The organism is Parapedobacter koreensis (genome assembly GCF_900109365.1).
Lineage (GTDB): Bacteria > Bacteroidota > Bacteroidia > Sphingobacteriales > Sphingobacteriaceae > Parapedobacter > Parapedobacter koreensis.
In genome coordinates this window covers 314,008-339,277 of the sequence record NZ_FNZR01000002.1, presented here as the reverse complement: position 1 = coordinate 339,277, position 25,270 = coordinate 314,008, and the positions used below count along the sequence as shown (strand labels likewise).

The following is a 25,270-nucleotide window of genomic DNA, read 5'->3' as shown; positions in this document are numbered from 1 at the left end:
AATAGCTAATAAATGAAAAACAGAACAATACGTTTATTTTTTAATTACCTCATCAAGGGTACCTTGGTGGTGGTGCCGCTTGCAGGGGCGTTATTCCTGATTGTCTGGATTGTTGCGAGCGTCGATTCGGCCCTCAACCTGAGCAGCTGGTTTTGGGAGGATGACTTAGGAAAACCACTTTATGTGCCCGGCTTGGGTATCCTTACCGTCATCACGGTGCTGGTCATCGTCGGGATGGTATTTACCAACGTCGTCACCGAGCCGATAACCAATTGGCTCAATGGCCTGCTCAACCGTATTCCGCTGTTTAATACCTTGTATTCTTCCATCAAGGATTTTACGGAAGCATTCGTGGGGGATGCCAAGAAGTTCAACGAACCTGTACTCGTGGAGGTCAATGAAACGGGTTTGAAGAAAATTGGCTTCCTCACCCAGCGGGACCTCAGCAAAATAGGCTTGGAGGATGAAGTAATCGTTTACTTTCCCTACTCGTACTCCTTTGCCGGGCAGGTTGTTGTGGTGAAAACCGAACGGGTGAGACGGCTCAACATGAGCGCCACGGACGCGATGAAACTGGTCGTGTCAGGCGGTGTGAGCGGCTTGGAATAAGGGTTGAGACAACACCTCTTTGAGGATGCGGTACGATTTCAACCTTGCCCCCTGATCATAGATATTTCCCGTGGTCATCAGCTCGTCAATACCGGTCTCTTCAATGAACCTGGAAAGTTGCGCAGCCAGCGTTTCGTGGCTTCCGATGAAGGTACAGGCAGTCATCTGCTTGACGGCATTTTCCACATCGGGCGACCAGTAAGGTTCCATGGACGGAACGGGCGGCTGCAGCGGCTTGCGCGTGTTCGTAAGGATGCCGAGGAACATGCGGTACATGCTCGTCGCCAGTATGTGGGCTTCTTCATCCGTATCGGCCGCGATGACATTCACGCAAGCCAACACATAAGGTTTGTCCAATTGGGCAGACGGTTTGAAATGCTGGCGGTACAGGGCGATAGCTGCGCGGAATTGTGCTGGCGCGAAATGTGCAGCAAAAGCATAGGGAAGTCCCATCTCGGCAGCCAGGTAAGCGCTGTCGGTACTGGAGCCGAGTATCCAAAACGGGATATCGAGCCCTTCGCCCGGAAATGCCCGCACGCGCCCGTCGACGTTGTCGTTGCTGAAGTACAACTGCAATTCGCGGATTTCCGAAGGGAAATGGTAAGCGGTATTGAGGTTGTTGCGGCGCAGTGCCATGGCGGTCAGCTGGTCTGTACCCGGTGCGCGGCCCAAGCCCAGGTCAATACGGCCCGGATAGAGCGTTTCCAGCGTGCCGAATTGTTCGGCAATGGCCAGCGGGGCATGGTTGGGCAACATGATGCCGCCCGAACCGACACGGATGTGCTCCGTTTTGCCGGCTACATGGCCAATAAGCACCGATGTGGCCGAACTGGCGATAAATTCCATGTTGTGGTGCTCGGCGAGCCAGATGCGTTCATACCCTAATTGTTCGACATGGCGGGCAGCCTCTACCGTGCGGGCGATGGCCGATGAGGCATCACCACCTGCGACGACGACGGAGAGGTCAAGTGCGGAAAGCTTTACTTGCTTGGACATGGCTGCAAAGTACCGCATTAAGTGCAGGATGCGCAAGCAGGCGTCAGCATTTTGATGCAAAGATGACCAAAAGCATACCGTCGATGCCGGTGCAGAAAAACAAGTACAGGTCTTCGCCCTCGCGTATGCGGTGGCGCTTGCGTAGGTCTTCGGCTTTCAGCGGGAAATTCCGGGTGCTTACAGCAGCATGCCATACCGCTTTGTCCTTTTTGAAATCGCCATAGGACATCACTTTGCCAATGGCAAATGCCTTGCCCGGGAAGTCAGGCACCGGTGTCTCCGATGAGTAAAGGTGGGTATGCTGGTGGAGTTTTTTCAGGCCATACCGCTGGCCGATGAGTTTGAACGCACCGGACTTGAGCAGTGCCGCATCGGGCTCGTACAGGTAGTGCGCGGGTTGGCCAAACTCGGAAACAGCTGTCTTTTCCTCGGTTGCCGTAAATGAAAAAGTACGTACGCTTTCATCTTTCAATAATGCGGCGGTAAATTGGGCTGTACCGGTATATGCCCGGTCAAGGACAAACAGCAACTCCTTGCATTCATTGTCTATGCTGACGATGTGCACTTCGCTGACGTTTTCAAGCGCTTGGAGAGCAGCGGAGATATCGAGCAAGGGCGCAGATTTGATGACTACGTTCCCCGCTTTTTGCAGCAGTTCCTGCTGCGCTTCCACGACATTCGGTTCGCAGTCCTCCAGCCGGAAGACCTTCCGGCTTTCCACCCGGCGCGAAGGGTCGACATACACGTAGTCAAACGCATTGTCGGGCTGGCTATGCAGGTAGGCGATGCCATCGGAGGCGATAAAAGCAATATTGGTAGTGCCCAGTACGAAGGCGTTGTGTGCGGCAATTTGTGATAAGGCTTCATTTTTTTCGCAATGGACCACGGTGTTCGCCCGCTGGGCGAAAAAATAAGCGTCTATGCCCAGCCCTCCGGTAAGGTCGATGACGCGGGCTTGCCGGGGGATGAGGCTGGCCTTATACTGGGCCGTGGCCTGCGAGGAGGCCTGTTCCACGGATAGCTTTTCGGGATAATAGATGCCCGGTGTACCGTGCCAAAGCGGTAGTTTTTTCCGGCAACGTTGCCTGCCGTCCAGTTGCTGGGCCAGTTCCAGCGGGGAAACACCGGGAAACGGGCTTTTGCGTAGCGCCATATCGGCGGGGGGCATGGTTTCGTGGGCATGCAGGTAGTGCTGCACTTCGGGTGCGAGGACATGGGGGTTTATCGCCGTCATGATGCGAAGACGAGCTGCCGGATACGCGAAAAAGAGGCTTGGGCGGCTGCCAGCTGCTTGCTGCGGGATTCATCAAGCGCGGCTTGATCGGCATTAAGCGCGCGCTGGAAACCTTCGGATAGACCATCAAGTGCTACGGTACGGTTTATGCCGGCGATGCCCCACGTCTGGAGGTAGCTGTGGAGCTTGGGCACGGCCACACCAACGTACGGCACGGCATAGCTCATGGCGGTAATCGCGCCGTGCAGGCTGGTGCCGATGTATACCCGCGCATTGGCGATGAGGTACATGATGTCCCAGATACCGACCTCGTCAAATACCGTGCAGGGGTGTTTCAGCAACGGGGCAATGCGGCCCAGTGCCAAATGGTCGTCGTGGTTGAGCGCCTTGCCAATCGGGCAAAAGCAGAGATCCATGCCGGTCTGCGCGGCAATCAAATCCAACTGCTGCGCAATGCGCTGTTCGTTATTTTTAGCGTGGTTGTTTTTGATCTGGAAAAACACATACGTTCCCCGTTTGGCAGCGACATATTGCCTAACGGCAGGGGATACCTGCTCGGCCAATAGCGTGGTGGGGTAAAACGTAGACATCAGGATCGCCGAGTCGGGATAAAGGTGTGTCTGTACTTCCTGTGCGGTGAGGTTGCGCTGCGTGGCTTCATCACGCACCGCAAAGTAGTCAATTTGCCGCAGCTTGTCGCGGAGGCCGGGAAGCTGATCGAAAATAGCCGGATTCAGCTCCGAGCCGCCAAGTGAATTGAAGATGACACGGTCTACGCCCTTGAAATCGGACTTCGTGAATACAAAGGGCAGGTCGGTCTTGCCATGCAGCGCCCGTTTGGCGAAGGCATTGAGATCAAATACCTTGTTTATGCGGCCATGGAAACGGTGCGTGCGTTTGTAGAGGCTGTTGAGCGCCAGCAGCAACGAACTCCACGTGACGGCCACGGCCTCACCGCCCGCTACGATAACGCTGGTATGGCCCGCTTCTTCATTGCATTTGCGGTAAAATGCCCGGATATCCTCCGTTGGCTTGCCGCCCAATGCACTGAGGTCACTTTTTACGAGGCCAAAGTAGGAAGCCTCGAAGGGTTGGCCATAGGTCTTCAACTGGGCTTCGATGACCAGTGGGAATAGTAAATCCCCGTAGTTGTAGCGGTCAAATGCGCCGATGATCAAAATGTTGTTTTTCGTTGTTGTCGCCAATCGTTGAACGTTTTTTTAATAGTTAATTTATTTAATCCATTACCCCTGCTTCGTATAGCTGCCAAATCGGCGAGGAGGCCCGCAGTCGCTGTACCGCTGATGTGATCTGTGTGATGCCTGTGCGGATGTCTTCCTCGGTGTTGAACCGGCCGAGGCTGAATCGCAGCGCGGAATGGGCATCGGTATCGGAAAGCCCCATAGCTTTGAGCACATGCGATGGGTCACGCGTGCCGCTCACACAGGCTGAGCCGGATGCCAGCGCGATATCGGGTACCGCGACCATGATTTGGTCTGCCTTAAGGTGCCTGAAGGTGATGTTGCTTACATGGGGCAGGCGGGGAGCGGTTTGCCCGTTGGCAAAGGTGGCAGGCAGCGCTAATAATCCGGCTTCCAAGCTGTCCCGTAGCTGCGCCAGGCGCAACGACTCCGGGGCAAGCTGTTGCTGGGCAATTACCGCAGCCTGGCCAAGCCCGACGATACCCGGCACATTGAGTGTGCCCGCGCGGAGCTTGTTTTCCTGTCCGCCACCATGCAGCAGCGCACCGGTCTGTATCCGTTTGCTCCTGCGCCTGATGTACAGCGCACCCACGCCTTTGGGGCCGTAGAGCTTGTGCGCACTGAGGCAAAGCATGTCAAGCTGCATATCGCCAACGGCTATCGGCACTTTGCCCACAGCTTGCGTGGCGTCACAAAAAAACAACACGTCATGTCTGTTGGCAATATCGGCAATTTGCTGGACGGGGTGGATGACGCCGGTCTCGTTGTTGGCATACATCAGTGCAATCAACACCGTATCCTTGCGGATAGCGGCTTCCAGCTCCGCCAGATCGAGACTGCCATCCGGCGCTACGGCCAAATAGGTGACTTCGGCCCCTTTCCGCTCCAGGTAGGCAAAGGTGTCCAGCACCGCCTTGTGCTCCGTGCGGCACGTGATGAAGTGCCTGCCTTTGATGGCGTAGTGTTCGAATACCCCTTTCAGGACCATATTGATCGCCTCAGTGGCTCCGGAAGTGAACGTGATTTCCTTTGGGGTAGCCCCGATGAGGGCAGCTACCTGCTCCCTGGCTTTTTCCACCGTGGCGGCAACCTGCCGTCCTGCGCGATGCGTCACGCTGGAGGCATTGGCATACTGCGTGGTGAAGTAAGGCATCATAGCCTCCAGCACCTGCGGATCGAGCGGGGTAGTGGCGTTGTTGTCAAAGTAGATGAGCCTGTCCATGTTGCGAATTTATAAACAATTTTAGCGCAAAGCTTGTTTCCCTTTTATAACTTTACATAAAAATCACGAACACCATGAAGTTTACCAGAAATGCAAGTGCCAATTGGAAAGGCACTGGAAAAGATGGCAGTGGTACGCTCACCACGCAAAGCACGGTATTGGATCATACCCAATATTCATATAAAACGCGGTTTGAAGATGGCGTGGGTACCAATCCGGAAGAGCTGATCGGGGCAGCACATGCGGGCTGCTTCACCATGCAGCTCAGTTTTTTGCTCAGCGAAAAAGGGTATGATCCGACCAACTTGGATACCGAGGCTAAAGTAGTTTTTGAAGACGGAAGCATCACGACCGTGCAGCTGAAGCTGACCGGGGAGGTGGATGGCATTTCCGAAGCCGAGTTTACGGAAATTGCCGAAAAAGCCAAGGAAATCTGCCCAGTATCCAAATTGCTGAAGGCAAACGTTGAGCTGACCGTCGCATTGGCTTAATAAGCAATAGGGGTTAAAAAAAGCGTGGCCAATTTTTGCAATTGCCAAGCTTATTTTATATTTGCGTCCGATTTTACCGATGCCGACGTAGCTCAGCTGGTAGAGCAACGCATTCGTAATGCGTAGGTCGTAGGTTCGAATCCCATCGTCGGCTCCCGTTTTAAGCCCCGGAACGATACGTTTCGGGGCTTTTTCATTTCAAGGGCAACTTATTTTTGACTACAACAAAAAGCGTTTAGGCTAAATCTGTTTTTTGCGTGTTGCTGATCTTTGTGACATTAGAAAACAGAAAGATGGAATTAAAAAACAGTACCGTCCTCATCACAGGCGGAACCAGCGGAATCGGGTTGGAGCTTGTAAAACAACTGACCGAACAGGGCGCGAATGTCATTGCCACCGGACGTAACCTTGACACACTGAACGAAACAAGAAAACGGTTTCCAAAAGTTCATACCTTTCAAAGTGACGTGAGCAATCCGGCAGCCATTGAACAGCTATACGCGGAGGTTACATCGCAATTTCCTGAATTGAACATCATTGTCAACAACGCAGGACTTATGCGGCTGATCGATTTGCAGGACACCACATTGGATTTGGAAAACATCAACCGTGAAATTGTCACCAACCTTTCGGGAACTATCCAAATGGTGCATCAGTTTTTGCCGCATTTGCTGACAAAGAAATCGGCTGCGATTGTCAATGTTTCCTCGGGCATTGCATTTATGTCCTATTCTTCCGCACCTGTTTACAGCGCTACAAAAGCCGGCGTTCGGGCGTATACACAAGCCTTGCGTTTGCAATTGGAAAACACGAGTGTGAAAGTGTTTGAAATGATACCCCCGGGCGTCAATACAAATCTGCAAAATGACTGGGTGCTGCAACCGAATCCCAGGATGATGATGGATGTGGATAAAATGATCAACGTTGTCATCAAAGGACTTTTGAGAGATAAACCGGAACTCAAACCGACGATGGTGAGCGTGATAAAGTTCGCAAGCAGAATGGTGCCCAATACACTTTTGAAGTTTGGGCATCGGGAATTTAAAAAATTTAAAGAACTGAATAAGAAATGAACAACGAAAACAACAAAGACGGACTATCAAGACGTTGGTTTATACGTTCCAATGCTGTTCCGCCAATTGGATTTTTACTGTATTTCAAGCACAGGCAACAATATCCCAATAAAGCTAAAAGCGCTTTGACAAGCGCAATAATCGGCATCCCCATGGCGTTAATAGCAGGATACATCATGAACACTTATATCCTTAATTAACATGGTAAAGATCATCCTTTCATTAGTCTTATTGATCGTATCCGTATCGCTAAGTTTCAAACACGGTTGGGACGCATTCAATTACAAAAACAATCCGCAATCCGTTAAAATGATGGCTGAATTGGGCATTAGCGAGCCGGTCATTCCGTTCTTTGGCGTGTTGACCATTGCGATTGGGGTATTACTGCTGATACCTAAAACTTTCTTCTTGGGGAATGTATTGAACGCCATGTCGATTCTACTCATCATGGCCTTATCGCTGAAAGCAGGAAATTACAAAACGGCGTTGATAGAAATTCCGTTTTTAGCATTGCCTTTGATGTTGATTTGGCTTAAATATCCGTTTAAAAATTAATTGTGTGCTATGGCAAATGCAAAGCCCTATCGAATAAAGTCCATAACGGAAATACATCGTTTAATGCGGCTCCCAAAGCCTCATCATCCGCTCATTGGTATCGTTGATGTATCAGGGCTGAAAAATGATTCCGCTATAAATGCCGTGCTATTTGATCTTTATGTCATATCGCTGAAAAGGGGGTGCGATAAACTTCATTACGGACAACAGCGATACGATTTTGACGAGGGCTTAATGGCTTTTATGTCGCCCGGACAAATTTTGCGTGGTGAAGAAAACGGCGTACCTGCGAACCTTGAAGGTTGGATGTTGTTCATACACCCCGATTTTTTATGGAACACCCCGCTTGCCAGAAAAATTAAGCAATACGAATATTTTGGTTACTCCACAAATGAGGCCTTGTTCCTTTCCGACAAAGAAGAAACTATCATCAACGGAATAGTGGAAAACATCAAAAATGAATACTACGCAAACATTGATAAGTTTAGCCAGGATATTATTATTTCGTACCTGGAAACGTTGCTGAACTATGCGGAACGCTTTTACCAACGCCAGTTCATCACCCGGAAAATAGCCAATCATCACATTCTTGACCGATTGGAAAAACTGCTTTCGGACTATTTCAATAACGATGATTTAGTGACAAAAGGATTGCCTACCGTTCAATATATTGCGCAGCAGCTAAACATTTCGCCTAATTATTTGCGGAGCCTGCTCAACATGCTGACAGGACAAAGCACCCAGCAACACATTCATGATAAATTGATTGAAAAAGCCAAAGAAAAACTATCGACAACCGACCTGTCAGTCAGCGAAATTGCTTATGGATTGGGCTTTGAACACCCGCAATCATTCAGCAAGCTTTTCAAGACAAAGACCAACGTTTCGCCTTTGAGGTTCAGACAATCGTTTAATCAGGTTATATAAAAAGAAAAACAAAGCGTCTTCCAAACACCGTCTTCGGCTCCAAAAGCGACTCCGGAACTGTCCGTTTCGGAGTTTTTTTGTTGTTTCTGAAAGCAAATTTGCCTATGTTTGGCATGATTAACCGATAAGGCAGGTAGAAAAAAAAGGATTCAACAGTCCCAAGCCCAATACTGAATGTTAATAGAGCTTTTATTTGCGTTTTTTATACTTAATTACCTCGGCAAAAAGGCCGATCCTGCGCAGGCGAACTATGATCTTCTCCAATATATCACCAAGGGAAGGTACGTAGTCATCATGCTTATGGTCGTGGATTTGCTTACCGATTCGGAAATCATCTCCAATGTGATCAGGCTTGCGGTAATTGCGCTGATGTGGGTTGTCTACAAGCGCCCGGAGTTGCGCGTGGCCCGGAGTTTGGTGTACGCGGCGCTTCCTTATGTGATTTTTTCACTGCTGGCCGACATCGTAGAGCTCGTCAGTCCGGAGTTTTATGACGAATATAGTCAGGTCTTTGAAAGCATCGGCCTTTTCGGCGTACTCTGGTTTGCAGCGATGTGGTTTGTCAATCGCAACCAACGCCGGGCATTGGAGCAGGAACGCACAAAACGGGAAGCCGAGGAAACCCGTAGCCGCATCATGGCGGAGATGAAGGAGAGCCTGGAGGTACAGGTTGCCGAACGCACGGCAGAGTTGGTGAAACAGAAAGAAGAACTGGAAGGCACGCTGGACGAACTCAAGCGCACGCAGACCCAACTTATCCAATCTGAAAAAATGGCATCACTGGGTGAATTGACCGCAGGCATCGCCCATGAAATACAGAATCCGCTCAATTTTGTGAACAATTTTTCGGAAGTGAGCATCGAATTGCTTGACGAACTGAAAACCGAACTTTCAAGTCGGATCGCGCCCGAAGGCGTCGAAGAAGCCGAGGATATCATCAGTGATCTTACCCAGAATCTGGAAAAGATCAACCTGCATGGCAAGCGTGCCGACGGGATCGTGAAGAGTATGCTGCAGCACTCGCGGAGCAGCTCGGGAAAAAAGGAAGAAGTAGACATCAATGCGCTGGCTGACGAATACCTGCGCCTGAGTTACCATGGCCTACGCGCCAAGGACAAGACCTTCAACGCGACGATGGAAACGGATTTCGCTACGGATCTGCACCGGATAGCCGTTGTCCCGCAGGATTTGGGGAGGGTATTGCTGAACTTGTTTAACAATGCGTTTTACGCGGTGAGCGAAAAGAAAAAACGTACCTCCGGGGATTATACGCCCGTTGTGCGGGTAACCACCCGCAATACGCAAGGAACGGATGGCGATGCAGCCATCGAAATCACCGTTCATGACAATGGTTTGGGTATTCCTCAAGCTATTGTGGATAAGATTTACCAGCCTTTCTTTACGACCAAACCGACCGGGGAAGGCACGGGCTTGGGGTTGTCAATGAGCTACGACATCGTCCATAAAATGCATGGCGGTGAAATGGTCGTAGACACGGTAGAAGGCCAATATGCCACATTTATCATCACGATACCAGCATGAGATGAAGATATTAGTAGTAGATGACGAAGCGGATATCCAACCGCTGTTTAAGCAACGGTTCCGTCGGGAAATCAAAAACGGTGAGCTCGCATTTGAGTTTGCGCTCTCGGGAGAGGATGCCGTACATTATTTGGCATCCGAGGAGTCTGAGGTGGTGCTTATCCTTTCGGATATCAACATGCCGGGAATGAGCGGATTGGAACTCCTGCAACACATCAGGGAATCCCATGGTACTGCACCCCCATTTGTCATGATGATTACCGCGTATGGCGACGAGGCAAACTACCAGCAATCCATGCAGCTTGGTGCTGATGATTTCCTGAGCAAGCCATTGGATTTTAATTTATTAAAGGATAAACTAAAACACCTCGATACGCATGGCTAAGATATTGGTGGTAGATGACGAGGCTGATTTGGAAGCACTCATCCGTCAGAAATTCAGGAAAAAAATCAGGGAGAATACCTACTCGTTTGCATTTGCCCGAGATGGCAACGAGGCATTAGCCGCGCTGAAAGAGCAGGATGATATCGATATCATCCTGACCGATATCAATATGCCCGGAATGGACGGCCTGACGCTGCTGACCAAACTTCCCGAGGCCAATCCGGTGATCAAAGCGGTCATGGTGTCGGCCTACGGCGATATGGACAACATCCGCACGGCCATGAACCGCGGCGCATTCGACTTTGTTTTCAAGCCGGTGAATTTCGATGATTTGGGCACCACCATTGAAAAGACGCTGCAGCACGTCGAACAGCTAAAAACAACATTGCGGGCAATTAAAGAAAACGATATCCTCAAAATGTATGTTGATGAAAATGTGCTCAATTTCATGACCCACCAGGAGTTTGAAAAAAGCCTGATGGATAATGAAACCATTGAAGGCACGGTGGTATTTGTCGATATCTGTGGATTTACCGCCATCACCGAACACGTAGGTGCCGATAGCGTGGTGAAAATGCTCAACACCCTCTTTGACGTGATCGTAAAAGAAATCATCAATCACAACGGCCATATCGATAAGTTCATGGGGGATGCCGTGATGGCCGTATTCAAGGGCGACTACCACATCGACCGGGCCATCGATGCGGCGCTGGCCGTTAAAGATAGCATTACGCGCATAGCTGCCGCAGATTTGAGCGAGCATGGATTTGAACCGATGGTGTCCATCGGCGTCAATTCCGGGGAAATGATTTCGGGAAATATTGGTTCGGCTTCATTGAAACGATTGGATTACACCGTGATAGGGGACACCGTCAATGTGGCGCAGCGACTGCAATCGGTCGCCAAACCCGGCCAGATTTTGGTGGCCGAACACATCTACGAACAGGCCAAGCAGTCGTTTGGTTTTAAAGCGTTGGGTTCCATGGCCTTGAAAAATAAGGCGCAGCCAGTAGCTGTCTACGAAGTACTCGAATAGCCAACGGGGGCATTTAATGGGATCGGGCACGTTTTTTCAACACCCCGCCAGCCACTTCCTTGATCGTGTTGGTGTATATAAATGCCTGGGGGTCTATCTCCCTGACCATCGCTTTCAGTCGCCTTACCTCAAATCGGGTCACCACGGTAAACACAATATCCACGGGATGGCTCACGTCAAAGCTGCCTTTGAGGAATCCCCGCTCACCCTTATACACCGTGATGCCCTTGCCCATTTCATTGACCAGCCGATCTTTGATGGTATCACTCTTGGAAGATATGATGTTTACGGCGGTATATTCCTCCAAGCCCTCAATGACGAAACTGATGGTACGCGAAGCGGTATAATAGGTCAGAATTGAATAGAGTGCCGTGGGAAGGCCGAGTTGTATCGCGGCAATAAGAAAGATGATGATGTTGATGCCCAGGATGATTTCGCTGATGGTAAAGCTGCTTCGTCTGAGCGTATATAACGCCAATACTTCAATGCCATCAAGCGCGCACCCGCCCCGCATAGAAAGGCCCACGCCTAACCCCATGAATACACCGCCGAAGATGGAAACCAGCAATTTATCCGACGTGATGGGCGGATAAGGCACATATAATAGGCAAATCCCTAATAGCATGACACAGCCCAGGGTTTTCCATGCAAATTTGGCATTTATCTGGAACGCACCCATGATAATCAGCGGCAGATTGGCCAATACAATGACGTAGGCGATATTGAAATTATAGATTTCATGGATAAGGAGTGCGATGCCCGTCACGCCGCCATCAAAAAAATGATTGGGGATCAGGAATCCCTTCAGTGCAAATCCGCAAAACAACACGCCGCATATCACATAAATGATGTCTTGGGCCACGGCCCGCCATTGGTTAGTTATCATGGTTCGCCTATTATCAATGATTAGGTTAATAGCTTATTATAATTTTCTTCTTTTTTGGAATCCCTGAGCCGTTTGGACGTTGCCGTAAAGTATTGGTGGTTGTCCAGAAACGCGATTTGTATCTTACTGTATTCGTCGCGGGAGGCGACGGTGCCCAAATGGCGCATCTCTTGGTAGAGTAGTTGGCTCCGATCAAAAAAATCATCGCGGCCGAGGTAATCCAGGTCGGCATCGCAAATGATTTCTTCCAGGTGCTGCCGTGGCCGCTGAGGGATCTCCGTAGCCATGATAAGGCGGCAAACCATGGCGATGTCCGCATCGGTATAACCGAAACCAGGTAACACTTCCTGCGCAATAGTGCATGACGAAACCTCATGCGCTTTGGCATTAACCAGAAAACCTGCATCGTGGAAAAGCGCCGCGGTGAGGAGCCATTGGAGTTGTACGTCCGATAGGCCTTCCTGCTGGCCGATTTGCCTTGCCGCATTGTACACATCAAAGGTATGAACAGCATTATGGTAGGTCAAATCAGGCGAAAGTTCATCGTTTAACCTGCTTAAAATATAGTCCTCAGCCAAATCGAGTCGCATATCCGATTGTTATCGGTCGCTAATATATCAATTTATTTCTTTCCAAGATAGCTGCTCTTGCTATACTGTTTTTTGTTGGCGCTGTGTACGAACAGGTAGGCATGAAACGGTGCCGCCCACAGCTGCGGAGGCAGCTCCACAACGATATGCCCGCCCGTTCGTGTGCAGGAGTGGGTGTTGCGTCCGGCGATACCCGCTTCAGGGCTGTACACCACCAGCACCACCTCGTCATTGGAGCGGGCCATCGGATTTTCGGCACTGGAAAAATAGACTTCCAGTTCCTGTTCATGGAAGATGACGTCGCTGATCTGCACGGCCGGCAATATGCCCATACTGATGCTCACGCGCTCAGGCACTACCCGCTGTTCGGGGTATTCGCCTTCCAGCGCGTCCTCCATCAGCTTTTTCAGCGCTTGCCCAAAGGCTTTCTTCTTGCTTCCCTTGCCCTGGTTCAACCAGCTTTCGGCGATGACTGGCCGCAGCGGATTGAGGAAGACCATGGCGATCCGCATCCGCTGCTGGACGGCAAGCTTGCCATATGATTTTTCGTTGGTTTTGGGTTTATTAATGTCGTAAAAGAAATCCATGATCGTCAAGATTGGAGAGCCAAATCCGGGGTAGACACCGGTACATAAACCGTTTTTGAAACGCGTTTTCTTTGTTTGTCAGCAAAGAACAACCAAGCATGGATTTCCGTACCCCTAATCTTGCTCGGGAGATCAATACGTGCCGATCCAGCCTGGCGGTTTTCCTTGGAATTAACAAAGAACATGTGAAATTTCGGGCTGTAGGCGATGGCATATGAAATATCGTCCACCTCACCACCCATGCCGTAAGTCTTGGGATTCCAAGTTACATGGATGCCACCGTTATCCAGCCATGCTTGTTCTGCGCCGGCGGTGCATAGCGACCCGTGACTGAATTTCAGGGCAGCGTAGTCGAGGGAGATATTATCGCCATCGGTCGTAAATGCGTGGTCGTAATTGTATCGGAATGCCGAATTGACACCGGTTGACTTTTCAGTAAACGACCTGAAACCCGCATTCAACACCGTTTTTAACGGAATAAAAAAGGTGTTGAGCAGCTTGAATTTTTGTCGTTGAACAGCCTGCTCGGAGGTTGGGGGGCGTTTCAGGCCCTTATCGCGTCGAAGCCCCTTGATGTAGTTTATCTTTTTCCAGCTACTGCCGACTACGCTCCCCGCTTTTCCTTTGAATGGTCCGTTAATACCTTGCTCAATGATACCCATGGCGATATGCGTTACGTTTTCCTTACAAGCGTACAAAATTTAAAGCAAAATCCATAATAAATTTTAAATAAAAATTATAATATCCATAATATATTTTTAACTTATATCAATAAATAATATAAATTTTATCGTAAATTTATCGTATCAAATACGATAAATTTACGATAGATTTACGATGGCGATACGATGATTATTAAAGTAATTATAATAATTGAATAATTTTTAAATAAAATTTAGAAGGAAAATTGTTGGCAAAAAACCTTTAAATGGTTTAAATCCGGGGCTTTCCCTATCTTTGCATCAATTTTATTGATATCATGACCCTTGTGCAATTAGAATATATTATCGCTGTAGACACCTACAGAAGTTTCGTAGCCGCTGCCGAAAAATGTTTTGTGACCCAGCCAACGCTAAGCATGCAAATCCAGAAACTGGAGGAATCTATCGGCGCGCGTGTTTTCGACCGGAGCAGGCAGCCTATCGTACCCACGGAGGTAGGTGTGGAAATCATCAAGCAGGCACGGGTCGTGCTGACCGAGAGCCGCAAAATAAATGAACTGGTGCAACTGAAAAAGGGCGAGTTGGAAGGCGAGTTGCGTATTGGGGTGATTCCTACGATTGCTCCTTATTTGCTGCCCCGCGTGCTGGGCAGTTTCATGCAGAAATTTCCCAAGCTGCAACTGCAAATATGGGAATACACTACTGAAAAGATTGTCCGGGAGCTAAAGGTCAATTTGTTGGACTGTGGCGTGCTGTCTACCCCGGTGTATGATTCGGCATTGATTGAACGTCCGCTATTTTACGAGCCCTTCGTGACTTATGTCTCTCCCCAAAGCGCCTTGATCAAGAAAAAAGAGGTGACGGCTGAAGATGTGTTGGGAGATAAACTGTGGCTGCTTACCGAAGGCCATTGCATGCGTGGCCAGGTATTGAATATTTGTCAGCGAAAACGGAGCATGGATCCGCATGGTACGTTTGAATACAACACGGGAAGTGTGGAAACGCTTAAGCGGATGGTCGATAGCAATTCGGGCAGTACCATCCTTCCGGAATTGAGCATCGACGATTTTGACGAAGACCAGCTTGGCCGTGTACGGTATTTCAGATCTCCTGAGCCGGTACGTGAAATCAGTCTGGTGACCACGCATAATTTCCTGAAAAAGCAAGCGATAGAGGCATTGGAACGCGAGATTATTGCAGCTGTACCGAAACGGTTCAAATCGAAGAAGAAAAAGGACATCATGGAAATTGATTGATAAGCGATGCAGCGAAAGACCCAACAGTTTGTTCACCGGCTCAACCAATGGCGAATGCAGAAAATTTCCAATCGGAATTTTCTTGTCATCTTGGCCGTAATAGTAGGCGTCATCGGTGGATTGGCGGCTGCCGCCCTCAAAGGGCTCACCCATTCCATAGCGGCGTTCTTGCAGGACGATGTGCAAGGACAATATAAATATTACTTGTATCTCTTCTTCCCGCTCATCGGGATATTGTTGAGTGTCCTATACGTACGCCGCTTTATTCGCAAAGGCACCTTCGAACACGGCATGACACCGATTATTTACGCCATTTCACGCAAGTCGAGCCGTATACAATCGCATAATATCTATTCCCAGATCATTACCAGTGCCCTCACAGTTGGTTTCGGCGGCTCTGCCGGGTTGGAGGCACCGATTGCCTACAGCGGTTCGGCCATTGGTGCCAATGCCGGGCGTTTCTTTGGCCTCAACTACCGCGAAGTAACCATGCTGCTGGCTTGCGGGGCTGCCGCGGGCATTGCTGGTGCGTTCAATAGCCCGGTGGCGGGGATGATTTTTGCCATAGAAATTTTGTTACCCGAATTTTCCATCCCGGCATTCATTCCGTTGCTGATGGCCGCGGCGACGGCTTCCGTGGTGTCGAGATTGGTATACAGCGAGCCGCTTTTTCACTTGGTCACGGAAGATTGGGTATTCCATGCGCTGTTTTTCTACGTCTTGCTGGCTGTCATCATCGGGGGGTTTTCCATATATTTTGCCAAAGTCAGTACGTGGGCCAAGGCCGTGTTTGCAAGGATTACGAATCCCTACCAAAAAGTAGGAATAAGCGGAATAAGCTTAGGGATATTGATTTTTCTCTTTCCGGCTCTTTATGGCGAAGGTTACCTGGCGATACAGCAAATCCTTGACGGACGTATGGATGCGTTGCTGGCCAATAGCATTTTTGCGGATTACCGGCATATCGGTGTGTTGATAGTCGTATATGCCGTGATTACCGTATTTGCCAAATCCTTGGCAGCGCTCGTGACGCTCAATAGCGGGGGAAATGGCGGTGTATTCGGCCCTAGTTTGGTGATGGGTGGATTGTTGGGCTTTGCATTTTCCTACGGTATTAACCTGACTGGGTGGATTGAGCTGAATGTGGCCAACTTTGTGGTGGCGGGTATGGCTGCGGCGCTCAGTGGCATCATGCATGCGCCGCTGACCGCCATTTTCCTTATTGCGGAAATCACCGGGGGGTATGCATTGATGGTGCCGTTGATGCTGGTGACCGCCATCTCGTACTTGATCAACCGGGCGGCACTGAGGTATTCTATCTACACCAAAGTATTGGCTGAACAAGGCGACCTGCTTACCCATGAGGACAAGGATCGTACCGTGCTGAGCATGATGAAACTCCGTTATGTACTGGAACGTAATTTTACCATTTTGCGGCCCGACGAGCGGCCTGCCGATAGGCGGCATGATATTATCCACACCAAACGCAATATTTTTCCGGTGGTGGATACCGATGGTAAGCTGCTGGGGATTATCTACAGCGAGCGGCTCTTTGAAATATTGCTGGGCGAAAGCCCGGAAAAGGAAGGCAAGACCATGCGCCAACTGGCCGAGAAACCAATGGATATCATCAGCCTGGACGCCAATATGGAAGCTGTGATGCAGAAGATGAACCGGGAAGATATCTGGATATTGCCCGTGGTGGATGGCAGTGGGAATTATATGGGCTTTGTGTCCAAATCGGCGGTTTTCAATAAGTACCGCGCGTTATTGATGAGGCAGGGTGCTTACTTGGAGTAGGTTGCTGGTGGAAGATTAAAGCCGTTGCAGACGAAACCTAGGAGACGGCAGCGAAGCGAACCGGATCCAGTTGAGGAGCAACGGCTTTAATCACTGATCACCAATTAAAGTTCCTTAATGCGGATATTGCGGAAGGCTACGCCATTGCCGTGATCCTGCAAGGCGATTTTGCCTTTCGGATATTTTGCAAATCCTTCCCAGTCTTTGAACTTGCTGGCGCTCAATACCTGCTCCCATTCGGGGGTGCCAATGGTGACATCTGCAGTTTGGATATCATTGAGCCAAAGGGTAATCTGCCCGTTGTTTTTGCGGATACGGGCTTTGTTCCATTCGCCGACGGGCTTGGGCTGTGAAACTTCCTTGCTGCCAATCATGTCATACAGTGAGCCTGCGAGGTGATTTTCGATTTTATTGTCCCCGGCATCGATGTTGTCAAGTACTTGTGCTTCAATGCCTGTTTGATAAGTTGCACTGAATTTGGGATCTTCATGCACACCGAAAATGATGCCGCTATTGCCCCCGGATGAAATCTTCCATTCCAATTCAAGCTCATAATTTTCATACTCACCATCCGTCACGATGTCGCCGCGTTGCTCGCGCGATACTTCGGGATTGAACTGCAACTCGCCATTTTGTACGATCCAGGCAGCCGAAACGGTATCCCGTAAGTAGGTGTGCCACCCGTTGGTGGTCTGTCCGTCGAATAGCGATACCCATCCGTCATTTTCAGTAGTGGTAGCCGTGGCTGTGCTGTCTTGCCCTTCGTCGGTCTTTTGCCCAGACCCGCATGCCGTAAGCATTGCAACTGCTAAACCAACCGATAACGATTTTTTTAAATTTTCCATGTTTAATATTCTGTGATGTTTATGATTTATAAGTTTGTTTGGTGTCAATACTACGAACTTATTTTCAAAAACGGGCGTTTTGAAACATTATTTTTATAAACAGGTAAATGTTACAAAGCCTGAAATTTCGCTGTTGGTGTTAAGCATATGTTTATTTTTCTCTAATAAATAAGCAATGCGGCGCAAAATATGATGCCTTATAGCATTAATTAATGCAAAATAGGTAATATTGTGGGCCGAAATGGAGTTTAACTTACAGCGTGTATCTGCCATTTTTGATTCGTATATATAAGACATGTCCGCTAAGCTGCTTTGCAAATTCCGTTTTTTTCTATTCGTAGTGCTTACTGGTATACCATGCCGTGCATTCGCCCAGCCAACATATACGGTCAGTGGACATGTCCGTGATGCACGTACAGGAGAAACGCTGGTGGGGGCAAGCCTTCGGCTGAAAACCGATGCAACGGTGGGTACACGGACCAATAATTATGGTTTTTATTCACTTACCCTTGCCGAGGGTACGTATGTACTGGTCGTGTCACATGTGGGCTATCAATCGTATGAAACGACCATCAGCCTGGGCGAAGATAAGCGTGTTGATATTGATTTGCCCAGTGGCGAACTGCTGGATGAAGTGGTGATTAGCCAATCGGCAATCAGTGAAAATGTGCGGAGTCCACAGATGGGCGTGGCACGTGTTGGCGTTAATGAAATTAAGCATGTGCCGGTATTGATGGGAGAAAAGGACGTGTTGAAAACCATCCAATTGCTGCCCGGTGTGCTGGCTGGAGGTGAAGGGAGTAGCAATTTTTTCGTACGGGGCGGTGCGGGTGACCAAAATTTGATCTTGCTCGATGAAGCGATGGTGTACAATGCTTCCCATCTCTTTGGTTTTTTCTCCACGTTTAATTCGGATGCCATTAAAGATGTGAATCTTTTCAAAGGGGGGATGCCTGCCCAGTATGGCGGACGGCTGGCATCCGTGCTTGACATTGCCATGCTGGATGGGAATAAAAAGCGCTTGGGTGCGGAAGGAGGAGTAGGGCTCATTGCATCGAGATTAAAGATAGATGGGCCAATCGTGAAGGACAAGGGATCGTTCATGGTGAGCGGGCGGAGGACGTATGCCGACTTGTTCCTGAAATTGGCCAACGATGAAAGCATCAACAGCAGCCGCCTGTACTTCTATGATTTGAATGCGAAAGCCAATTACCGGATAAATGAAAAAAATGCGCTTTTCCTTTCGGGTTACTTCGGCAGGGACGTCATGGGGTATTCCACGCTTTTTGGTTTTGACTGGGGGAATACCACAACGACATTACGCTGGAACCACGTGCTCAATAGCCGGTTATTCTCCAATACTTCGTTTATATACAGCAATTTCAACTACAACGTCAATATCGATAATGACGATCTTAATTTCGTAATCGCCTCGCGTATCCTTAACTATAACGTAAAGCAGGATTTCCAGTTTTTTCAATCCAACAAAAGCACATGGCGTTTCGGCATTAACCTGCTTCGGCAAAACATTTCCCCCGCAAACATCGATGCCGATGAAAATACATCGGTAAACAGCCTTCGTCTTGAGCAGAGGAAGGGAATGGAACTGGCCGGATACCTTTCGCATGAATGGAAACCCCTGGATAGATTGAACTTGGTCTATGGCGTGCGGGCTACTAATTTCCTGTTGTTTGGCCCGGGTATGTTTTACGAATATGACGCTGGCGGGGATATCGTGGAAGGCCGGCAGTATGAACGTGGCGATGTTGTGCAAAATTACTTCAATTTAGAACCCCGTCTGTCAATGAGCTATCAGCTGCCGCGTAATAATAGCCTTAAACTGTCGTACAACCGCAATACACAGCATTTGCACCAATTGTCCAACTCGACGTCCAGCCTGCCTACCGACACGTGGGTAATGAGCAGCAACAACATCAAACCGCAAATAGCCGATCAGGCGGCCGTGGGGTATTACCAAAACTTCTTGAGCGATACCTATGAGTTTTCGGTGGAATCGTATTATAAGTACATGCAGAATCAGATAGATTACCGGAATGCGGCTGATTTGCAAGCCAATGAGCATATCGAGGCCGAATTGCTTTATGGTATTGGCCGGGCTTACGGTGTGGAATTGTTCCTGAAAAAAAGGGAAGGCAGGCTCAACGGCTGGCTGAGTTATACCCTTTCGAGGAGCGAGCGCCGCTTTGACGATATCAATCAAGGGAATTGGTTTACAGCACGGCAGGATCGTACACACGATGTGGCTGTGGTAGGAATGTACCAATTATCTCCCAAATGGAACCTTTCTGCGACCTTTATATACAGCACGGGTAATGCAGTGACCTTCCCCAGCGGTAAATACAGTGTGGAGGGCCGTACGCTTTGGTACTATACCGAGCGCAATGGATACCGGATGCCGGATTACCATCGGCTGGATTTGGGGGCGACATGGGAATCCAGCGTAAGCAAACGTTTTACATCGAGCTGGACCTTCGGTGTTTATAATGCATACAACCGCAAAAACGCCTATATTATTGATTTCAGGGAAAACGAACATAATCCGAACGTTACGGAGGCTTACCGGATAGCCTTATTCGGCATTATTCCGTCTGTTACATGGAATTTTAAATTTTGAACGATGCGTAGGTACTGTACTCCTATTTTTTTAATTGTCGGCTTTCTGTGGTCGTCATGCGAAGATGTCATCGATATCAACTTGAACGATGCCAATCCACAACTGGTGATCATTGGTGAAGTAAGCAACCAGACGAACCGCCAGCAGGTAACCATTGGCCGTACGGTAGCTTTTGGTTCGGACAATCCTTTTGATCCAGTATCCGGAGCTGATGTGGAGGTGCTGACCGGAAGCGGGCAGGTATTCCATTTCGATGAGCAGGAGCCTGGCATATACGTTGCGGATCATTTTCGTGGAAGGGAGAATGAATGGTATGAATTGCATGTACGGGTGGATGGGGTCCTGTTTACGGCAGTGTCTACCATGCCCCCCTTGGTCATTGCGGATTCCATTGGCACGTCCATACGAAACCTATTCGGCGAGGAAGAGAAACTGATTACGCTTAAATTCCAAGACCCACCCTTTATGCCCAATTACTACCGTTACCTCTGGAGTGTGAATGGCGCACCTTTTGAAATGGTGCACCTGGCACAAGATAAGTTCAACGACGGGAAATATGTGAGTGAGGATCTGATCGATTTTGATATTGAACTGGTTACCGGTGATTCCGTGATGGTCCAGATGCAATGTATCGACAAGGCGACGTTTGATTTCTGGAATGCGGTGGAGTCTACTAATCCGGGCAGCGCTGCTCCGGCCAACCCACCTGCTGCATTTGGGATAGGGGCGCTTGGTTACTTTAGTGCCTGTGCGATGTCCGAGATAGCTACGGTGGTGCAGTAAGGCGTCCGGAGACCGAAGCTATAATACACCGAACTCAAATCCCTTGTCCAGCCAGTGCTCTATGGCACGCGGAAGGGCATACGTGACACGGGGAATAGCTTTGATGTTATCGTGGAAAACTACGATGGATCCATTCCTTGTATGGCTGATGACGTTTTGCAAGCATTTTTGGGGAGCGAGGTTGGTGTCAAAGTCACCACTGAGGACATCCCACATGATGATTTCGTAAGCTGCCCGTAGCGTTGCATATTGCGCACGTGTACCTCGTCCATACGGTGGCCTGAAAAGGTTTGTCTGTACCAGTTGCTGGCATTGGGCTACATTCCGGACGTATGTTTCGTTGGGTATTTTCCAACCATTGAGGTGGTTATAGGTATGATTGCCAATACGATGCCCGTTTTCCAGTAGGTCATCGAATAAATCAGGATGTTTTTTAATATTTTCGCCAACACAGAAGAAGGTGGCTTTGATGCCATATTTTTTCAAGGTATTTATGATGGCCGGTGTAACATCCGGTATCGGGCCGTCGTCAAAGGTGAGAAAAATGCGTTTTTCAGCACGGCTGCGGTGCCAAGTGAGTGTGGGGTAAAGCCACTTTAAGATGATGGGGGCGCTGACTGTGTACATGGATTTACAAAAGAAACAAATATTAATCAGATTCTCGTAACAAGCTCACTGTTGTTTAATCGTAATATATTTTGATGAAGAAGAAGTTTTTACACCTAACGTATTTCGTCGCTTGTTTATGTACAATGCTACTTACTTCGCTGGAGGGTTCGGCCCAACAGGTAATCTCGGTAAGAACGGCAATTTCGCAAGCACTCGAAAAAAACTTACAAGTGAGGCAAGCCCAGTTTCAACAATCATTGTCTGAACAAGATCTCAGGCAAGCTAAGATGAACCTGTATCCGACGCTCAATGCGGGAGTAAACGGTGGATTCAACTGGGGTCTTTCGTTCGACCAGACTGCCGGTAGGCTGGTGACCCAGTCGGTCAGCTCTGCCGGGGGGCGAATCAATGCGAATGCCGATTTATTTACCGGCTTCCAACGGATAAACCAGATAAGGGCCAACCGGTACCAACTGATGGCCGACGAAAGTAACGTGGAACGGATGAAAAATGATTTGGTGCTTTCTGTGGTAACCACTTACCTCGAAGCGTTGACTAATCAGGGGCTGTTAAAGGCCAGCGAACAACAACTGTCTTTGTCGCAGCAGCAATTGGGCGTAGCCGAAGCAAACTATGAGGTGGGAAACAATACGTTGGCCGACCTCTCGCAGGCAAAAAACCAAGTGGCTACGGATGAATTGAATGTGACCTCCGCCCAAAATGCATTCGAACTTTCCATACTCAACTTAAAGCAACTGATGGAAATGGATCCAGCTGTAGCTATTGCACTTGAGAATCCTGCATTGCCTGATGTCGACGCTATTGAGCGTAATTATATCGCCAGTCAAATCTATCAGGAAGCAGTATCCAGTTTTCCGGATATCAAACAAGCTGAGCTATTGTCGCTTGTTGCCAAGCAGAATATCAGTATTGCACGAGGTGCTTTTTATCCTACGTTGTCAATGAGCGGTGGCCTCGGCACCAACTTTTCGTCGCAAGCGGTGGATTTTTTCGGTCCTTTTGGTGAGCAGTTGCGGCGAAACAGGAGCGAATCACTGGCGTTCACGTTGAGCATTCCGATTTTTAATAACATGCGTACCCGGATCAGCCTGGCCAGGGCGAAGATCGGTTATGAAAATGCGTTGGCAAGCGAACAACTTGCCAAGAATAATTTGAATAAGATCATTAACCAGGCGGTGCTCGACCTGCGATCGGCAGAGAAACGTTATTCTTCTACGGAGGCTGCCTTTGCATCGGCTAAGGATGCGTTTGAAGTGATTAACCAGCGCTATGAAGTGGGCTTGGCCAATTCGGTAGAGCTTTTCACTGCACAGACGACGATGAACAGGGCAGAGTTTGATCACATCCAGGCCCGGTATGACCTGCTATTCCGCAGCAAAGTGATAGACTTTTACCTGGGCAACGAAATTAATTTTGAAAACTGAACAATTAAATAGCAAATCATAGATAGACTATGGCAAAGAAAAAAAACACACTGAAATATGTAGTGATTGGTGCAGTAATCCTATTGGTGCTGGTCATCGTCGCCAATAAAATGGGTTGGATTGGCCAGGGCGATGTCATCAAGGTAGCCACGGACAAAGCGGAAAAAAGGACGGTGAATGAGCAGGTATCTGCCAGTGGGAAAATCCATCCTGAAGTAGAGGTAAAGCTCAGTTCAGAGGTTTCGGGTGAGATTGTGGAACTCAACGTGAAGGAAGGCGACGTGGTGACCAAAGGACAGGTGCTTTGCCGTATACGGCCCGATATTTTACAATCGGGATACGAACGGGCGGTGGCCTCGCTCAATGCCCAACGTGCTAGCTTAGCCATGGCCGAACAGCAATTGAAGCAGCAGGAAGCCAACTTTGTTAATACGGAGGCCATTTTTAACCGGAATAAGGAATTGTTTGACAAGAAAGTCGTATCGGCAGCGGAATTTGATAAAGTCCGGGCGGACTATGAAAGTGCAAGGGCAAGTTTGGAAGCCCAACGGCAAAACGTATTGGCGACGCGGTATGGTATCGACCAGTCGCAGGCTTCGGTAAAAGAAGCTGGTGATAACCTCGCACGCACAACCATTTATGCGCCAGTGGATGGCGTAGTCTCTCTATTGCAGGTGGAGCTGGGCGAACGTGTGGTAGGAACGGCCCAAATGGCTGGTACCGAAATCATGCGCATCGCCAATATGAACTCCATGGAAGTGGTTGTGGAGGTCAACGAAAACGACATTACCCGTGTAGCACTTAATAATGAAGCAACCATTGAGGTAGATGCTTTTCAAGGCAGGGAGTTCAAGGGTATCGTCACGGAGATAGCCAGCTCGTCTACCACCGCTGCAACGACTACGACCACGACGGCGGGTACGGATCAGGTAACCAATTTTAACGTGAAAGTGCGAATCCTGCAAGAATCTTATGAAGACTTGCTAAAAAAGGATCAACTGAATCCTTCGCCATTCCGTCCAGGCTTGTCGGCTACGGTGGATATACATACCCAAGCGGATACGGGACTGGCCGTGCCGATACAGGCCGTGACTACACGGGAGCCAAATGGAAGCGATACTACAGCAGCTGGCACAGTTGATACCAATGCCGTCAGTACGGTGGCAGGGACACCAAAGATGAAAGAATATGTATTCGTATTTAGCAACGGCACCGTGAAGCAAGTGGAAGTGACTACCGGGATTCAAGACGACATGTACATCCGTATCCTGACCGGCCTTAGCGAAGGGGATGAAGTGGTATCCCGTCCGTTCAACGCCATCAGTAAGACGCTGAAGGATGGCAGTAAGGTAGATAAGGTAGATAAGAATAGTTTGTTGTAGCTTTCGAAAATTTAGTTGGACTGATTATAAATAATATGTATATTCGCATCCGATTCATACATGTTATCAGCAAATGATCTGTCCGTTAGCTAATTTCGAAGACGTTTATAAAACTGACCATGGCGCTGTGTATCAATGCAGCAGGCAGAATTGTTACTGGTTGGAGTTTGCCGGCAGCACGACGGCGTTCAAGGTGAGTGATTTCTTCAGTTTCAAAAAGAAGATTGATGCGATCGATATTTCAGCGATGATTATCGATTCGTCGCGTACGGCTGATTTTACCATTGTGATGCCTTACCGCACTTCCCGTTGTTTTGTGTTGGACATCAATGACGTATTGAATCTCCGTGAGCTTTTAAATGGGGCTAAGTTTATGATCACATTGAATAGCGTCGTCCAAACTTGCCTGAAAGGAACTCCCTGCCGGGTAGCTTGAATCATTACCCATAATTTAGACTGAATTTGTATTGCGTTTACGTTGAGTGTTTTGCCACTTAGTTTGTGTATTTTTGTACAAC

At 48.9% G+C, this 25,270-nt stretch carries 26 protein-coding genes and 1 tRNA gene; 17 read left to right on the top strand and 10 right to left on the bottom strand.

Translation table 11 applies throughout. From position 1 onward, the window contains the following. Positions 1-12: 12 nt before the first annotated feature. Positions 13-609: a DUF502 domain-containing protein gene (locus tag BMW65_RS05675; RefSeq protein ID WP_090603486.1), complete on the top strand. Its 597-nt coding sequence runs from the start codon at positions 13-15 to the stop codon at positions 607-609. Here BMW65_RS05675 and BMW65_RS05670 read toward each other — a convergent pair. The 4 genes from BMW65_RS05670 to BMW65_RS05655 are packed head-to-tail and all read right to left on the bottom strand — an operon-like array spanning position 583 to position 5,263. Beyond that, on the bottom strand, positions 583-1,605 hold the full coding sequence (locus tag BMW65_RS05670; RefSeq protein WP_090603484.1) for an LLM class flavin-dependent oxidoreductase: 1,023 nt from the start codon (positions 1,603-1,605) through the stop codon (positions 583-585). The genes BMW65_RS05675 and BMW65_RS05670 overlap by 27 nt on opposite strands. Positions 1,606-1,648: 43 nt before the next feature. Further along, positions 1,649-2,839, bottom strand: a complete 1,191-nt coding sequence (locus BMW65_RS05665) for a THUMP-like domain-containing protein (RefSeq protein ID WP_090603482.1) — start codon at positions 2,837-2,839, stop codon at positions 1,649-1,651. After that, positions 2,836-4,044, bottom strand: a complete 1,209-nt coding sequence (locus tag BMW65_RS05660; protein WP_090603480.1) for a polysaccharide pyruvyl transferase family protein — start codon at positions 4,042-4,044, stop codon at positions 2,836-2,838. The genes BMW65_RS05665 and BMW65_RS05660 overlap by 4 nt, the downstream gene beginning before the upstream one ends. Before the next feature lie 31 nt (positions 4,045-4,075). Then, complete coding sequence (locus BMW65_RS05655; protein WP_090603478.1) at positions 4,076-5,263, bottom strand: cysteine desulfurase family protein; 1,188 nt, start codon at positions 5,261-5,263, stop codon at positions 4,076-4,078. 74 nt (positions 5,264-5,337) lie between these two features. Between BMW65_RS05655 and BMW65_RS05650 the strand changes: the two genes are divergently transcribed. The 9 genes from BMW65_RS05650 to BMW65_RS05610 all read left to right on the top strand — a co-directional run bounded on the left by BMW65_RS05650 (position 5,338) and on the right by BMW65_RS05610 (position 11,272). Continuing rightward, positions 5,338-5,754 carry an OsmC family protein gene (locus BMW65_RS05650; RefSeq protein ID WP_090603477.1) on the top strand — a complete coding sequence of 139 codons (417 nt, stop codon included), beginning with the start codon at positions 5,338-5,340 and terminating at the stop codon, positions 5,752-5,754. 81 nt (positions 5,755-5,835) lie between these two features. Next, positions 5,836-5,908 (top strand) — tRNA-Thr (locus tag BMW65_RS05645). A gap of 139 nt (positions 5,909-6,047) precedes the next feature. Continuing rightward, the gene (locus BMW65_RS05640; protein WP_090603474.1) at positions 6,048-6,827 is read left to right on the top strand and encodes an SDR family oxidoreductase; all 780 of its coding nucleotides are present in this window, start codon (positions 6,048-6,050) and stop codon (positions 6,825-6,827) included. After that, positions 6,824-7,027, top strand: coding sequence for a hypothetical protein (locus BMW65_RS24095; protein WP_090603472.1), 204 nt, complete (start codon positions 6,824-6,826; stop codon positions 7,025-7,027). The genes BMW65_RS05640 and BMW65_RS24095 overlap by 4 nt, the downstream gene beginning before the upstream one ends. 1 nt (position 7,028) lies before the next feature. Beyond that, positions 7,029-7,382 carry a hypothetical protein gene (locus BMW65_RS05630; protein ID WP_090603470.1) on the top strand — a complete coding sequence of 118 codons (354 nt, stop codon included), beginning with the start codon at positions 7,029-7,031 and terminating at the stop codon, positions 7,380-7,382. A gap of 63 nt (positions 7,383-7,445) precedes the next feature. Then, complete coding sequence (locus tag BMW65_RS05625) at positions 7,446-8,309, top strand: helix-turn-helix domain-containing protein (protein ID WP_317040417.1); 864 nt, start codon at positions 7,446-7,448, stop codon at positions 8,307-8,309. Between the two features lie 174 nt (positions 8,310-8,483). Then, positions 8,484-9,851, top strand: coding sequence for a sensor histidine kinase (locus tag BMW65_RS05620; RefSeq protein WP_090603466.1), 1,368 nt, complete (start codon positions 8,484-8,486; stop codon positions 9,849-9,851). 1 nt (position 9,852) lies between these two features. Next, positions 9,853-10,236 (top strand): response regulator, encoded by a 384-nt coding sequence (locus BMW65_RS05615; RefSeq protein WP_090603464.1) that lies wholly within the window; start codon positions 9,853-9,855, stop codon positions 10,234-10,236. Then, on the top strand, positions 10,229-11,272 hold the full coding sequence (locus BMW65_RS05610) for an adenylate/guanylate cyclase domain-containing response regulator (protein WP_090603463.1): 1,044 nt from the start codon (positions 10,229-10,231) through the stop codon (positions 11,270-11,272). Before BMW65_RS05615 ends, BMW65_RS05610 begins: the two co-directional genes overlap by 8 nt. Before the next feature lie 13 nt (positions 11,273-11,285). Here BMW65_RS05610 and BMW65_RS05605 read toward each other — a convergent pair whose 3' ends face one another. From BMW65_RS05605 to BMW65_RS05590, 4 genes are read right to left on the bottom strand one after another with little or no spacing between them, the layout of a single operon-like run. Further along, complete coding sequence (locus tag BMW65_RS05605) at positions 11,286-12,158, bottom strand: YitT family protein (RefSeq protein ID WP_245747513.1); 873 nt, start codon at positions 12,156-12,158, stop codon at positions 11,286-11,288. 20 nt (positions 12,159-12,178) lie between these two features. Beyond that, entirely contained in the window at positions 12,179-12,748 is a 570-nt protein-coding gene (locus tag BMW65_RS05600; protein WP_090603461.1) for an HD domain-containing protein, read from the bottom strand. 32 nt (positions 12,749-12,780) lie between these two features. Beyond that, positions 12,781-13,335, bottom strand: coding sequence for a DUF6266 family protein (locus BMW65_RS05595; RefSeq protein WP_090603459.1), 555 nt, complete (start codon positions 13,333-13,335; stop codon positions 12,781-12,783). Positions 13,336-13,340: 5 nt separating this feature from the next. Beyond that, positions 13,341-13,997: a DUF6266 family protein gene (locus BMW65_RS05590; protein WP_090603457.1), complete on the bottom strand. Its 657-nt coding sequence runs from the start codon at positions 13,995-13,997 to the stop codon at positions 13,341-13,343. A 317-nt stretch (positions 13,998-14,314) separates the two neighbouring features. On the opposite strand from BMW65_RS05590, the gene BMW65_RS05585 reads away from it, so the two are divergent. Both BMW65_RS05585 and BMW65_RS05580 read left to right on the top strand, forming a co-directional pair. Beyond that, the gene (locus BMW65_RS05585) at positions 14,315-15,253 is read left to right on the top strand and encodes a hydrogen peroxide-inducible genes activator (RefSeq protein ID WP_090603455.1); all 939 of its coding nucleotides are present in this window, start codon (positions 14,315-14,317) and stop codon (positions 15,251-15,253) included. A 6-nt stretch (positions 15,254-15,259) separates the two neighbouring features. Further along, a complete protein-coding gene (locus BMW65_RS05580) occupies positions 15,260-17,053 on the top strand; it encodes a chloride channel protein (RefSeq protein WP_090603453.1) in 1,794 nt (597 codons plus the stop codon). A 104-nt stretch (positions 17,054-17,157) separates the two neighbouring features. Here the strand turns inward: BMW65_RS05580 and BMW65_RS05575 are convergent, their stop codons facing one another. Next, positions 17,158-17,898 (bottom strand): 3-keto-alpha-glucoside-1,2-lyase-like domain-containing protein, encoded by a 741-nt coding sequence (locus tag BMW65_RS05575; RefSeq protein ID WP_245747512.1) that lies wholly within the window; start codon positions 17,896-17,898, stop codon positions 17,158-17,160. A 295-nt stretch (positions 17,899-18,193) separates the two neighbouring features. On the opposite strand from BMW65_RS05575, the gene BMW65_RS05565 reads away from it, so the two are divergent. Next, positions 18,194-20,533, top strand: coding sequence for a TonB-dependent receptor (locus tag BMW65_RS05565; RefSeq protein WP_090603450.1), 2,340 nt, complete (start codon positions 18,194-18,196; stop codon positions 20,531-20,533). Between the two features lie 3 nt (positions 20,534-20,536). Next, positions 20,537-21,316 (top strand): DUF4249 domain-containing protein, encoded by a 780-nt coding sequence (locus tag BMW65_RS05560; protein ID WP_090603449.1) that lies wholly within the window; start codon positions 20,537-20,539, stop codon positions 21,314-21,316. A gap of 18 nt (positions 21,317-21,334) precedes the next feature. Here the strand turns inward: BMW65_RS05560 and BMW65_RS05555 are convergent, their stop codons facing one another. Continuing rightward, a complete protein-coding gene (locus tag BMW65_RS05555; protein ID WP_090603447.1) occupies positions 21,335-21,943 on the bottom strand; it encodes a polysaccharide deacetylase family protein in 609 nt (202 codons plus the stop codon). 74 nt (positions 21,944-22,017) lie between these two features. Between BMW65_RS05555 and BMW65_RS05550 the strand changes: the two genes are divergently transcribed. From BMW65_RS05550 to BMW65_RS05540, 3 genes are all read left to right on the top strand, one after another. Then, complete coding sequence (locus tag BMW65_RS05550; protein WP_090603445.1) at positions 22,018-23,370, top strand: TolC family protein; 1,353 nt, start codon at positions 22,018-22,020, stop codon at positions 23,368-23,370. A 29-nt stretch (positions 23,371-23,399) separates the two neighbouring features. Continuing rightward, positions 23,400-24,752, top strand: a complete 1,353-nt coding sequence (locus tag BMW65_RS05545; protein WP_090603443.1) for an efflux RND transporter periplasmic adaptor subunit — start codon at positions 23,400-23,402, stop codon at positions 24,750-24,752. A gap of 73 nt (positions 24,753-24,825) precedes the next feature. Continuing rightward, the gene (locus tag BMW65_RS05540; protein WP_090603441.1) at positions 24,826-25,188 is read left to right on the top strand and encodes a hypothetical protein; all 363 of its coding nucleotides are present in this window, start codon (positions 24,826-24,828) and stop codon (positions 25,186-25,188) included. Positions 25,189-25,270: the final 82 nt, after the last annotated feature.

Excerpts from the sequence above, each read along its gene's own strand:
- BMW65_RS05595 (WP_090603459.1), bottom strand. The coding sequence starts at position 13,335 with ATGGATTTCTTTTACGACATTAATAAACCCAAAACCAACGAAAAATCA.
- BMW65_RS24095 (WP_090603472.1), top strand. The coding sequence starts at position 6,824 with ATGAACAACGAAAACAACAAAGACGGACTATCAAGACGTTGGTTTATA.
- BMW65_RS05620 (WP_090603466.1), top strand. The coding sequence starts at position 8,484 with ATGTTAATAGAGCTTTTATTTGCGTTTTTTATACTTAATTACCTCGGC.
- BMW65_RS05615 (WP_090603464.1), top strand. The coding sequence starts at position 9,853 with ATGAAGATATTAGTAGTAGATGACGAAGCGGATATCCAACCGCTGTTT.
- BMW65_RS05630 (WP_090603470.1), top strand. The coding sequence starts at position 7,029 with ATGGTAAAGATCATCCTTTCATTAGTCTTATTGATCGTATCCGTATCG.
- BMW65_RS05650 (WP_090603477.1), top strand. The coding sequence starts at position 5,338 with ATGAAGTTTACCAGAAATGCAAGTGCCAATTGGAAAGGCACTGGAAAA.
- BMW65_RS05575 (WP_245747512.1), bottom strand. The coding sequence starts at position 17,898 with ATGGAAAATTTAAAAAAATCGTTATCGGTTGGTTTAGCAGTTGCAATG.
- BMW65_RS05610 (WP_090603463.1), top strand. The coding sequence starts at position 10,229 with ATGGCTAAGATATTGGTGGTAGATGACGAGGCTGATTTGGAAGCACTC.
- BMW65_RS05670 (WP_090603484.1), bottom strand. The coding sequence starts at position 1,605 with ATGTCCAAGCAAGTAAAGCTTTCCGCACTTGACCTCTCCGTCGTCGTC.
- BMW65_RS05560 (WP_090603449.1), top strand. The coding sequence starts at position 20,537 with ATGCGTAGGTACTGTACTCCTATTTTTTTAATTGTCGGCTTTCTGTGG.
- BMW65_RS05640 (WP_090603474.1), top strand. The coding sequence starts at position 6,048 with ATGGAATTAAAAAACAGTACCGTCCTCATCACAGGCGGAACCAGCGGA.
- BMW65_RS05555 (WP_090603447.1), bottom strand. The coding sequence starts at position 21,943 with ATGTACACAGTCAGCGCCCCCATCATCTTAAAGTGGCTTTACCCCACA.
- BMW65_RS05665 (WP_090603482.1), bottom strand. The coding sequence starts at position 2,839 with ATGACGGCGATAAACCCCCATGTCCTCGCACCCGAAGTGCAGCACTAC.
- BMW65_RS05550 (WP_090603445.1), top strand. The coding sequence starts at position 22,018 with ATGAAGAAGAAGTTTTTACACCTAACGTATTTCGTCGCTTGTTTATGT.
- BMW65_RS05545 (WP_090603443.1), top strand. The coding sequence starts at position 23,400 with ATGGCAAAGAAAAAAAACACACTGAAATATGTAGTGATTGGTGCAGTA.
- BMW65_RS05625 (WP_317040417.1), top strand. The coding sequence starts at position 7,446 with ATGCGGCTCCCAAAGCCTCATCATCCGCTCATTGGTATCGTTGATGTA.
- BMW65_RS05540 (WP_090603441.1), top strand. The coding sequence starts at position 24,826 with ATGATCTGTCCGTTAGCTAATTTCGAAGACGTTTATAAAACTGACCAT.
- BMW65_RS05590 (WP_090603457.1), bottom strand. The coding sequence starts at position 13,997 with ATGGGTATCATTGAGCAAGGTATTAACGGACCATTCAAAGGAAAAGCG.
- BMW65_RS05585 (WP_090603455.1), top strand. The coding sequence starts at position 14,315 with ATGACCCTTGTGCAATTAGAATATATTATCGCTGTAGACACCTACAGA.
- BMW65_RS05580 (WP_090603453.1), top strand. The coding sequence starts at position 15,260 with ATGCAGCGAAAGACCCAACAGTTTGTTCACCGGCTCAACCAATGGCGA.
- BMW65_RS05600 (WP_090603461.1), bottom strand. The coding sequence starts at position 12,748 with ATGCGACTCGATTTGGCTGAGGACTATATTTTAAGCAGGTTAAACGAT.
- BMW65_RS05605 (WP_245747513.1), bottom strand. The coding sequence starts at position 12,158 with ATGATAACTAACCAATGGCGGGCCGTGGCCCAAGACATCATTTATGTG.
- BMW65_RS05565 (WP_090603450.1), top strand. The coding sequence starts at position 18,194 with ATGTCCGCTAAGCTGCTTTGCAAATTCCGTTTTTTTCTATTCGTAGTG.
- BMW65_RS05675 (WP_090603486.1), top strand. The coding sequence starts at position 13 with ATGAAAAACAGAACAATACGTTTATTTTTTAATTACCTCATCAAGGGT.
- BMW65_RS05655 (WP_090603478.1), bottom strand. The coding sequence starts at position 5,263 with ATGGACAGGCTCATCTACTTTGACAACAACGCCACTACCCCGCTCGAT.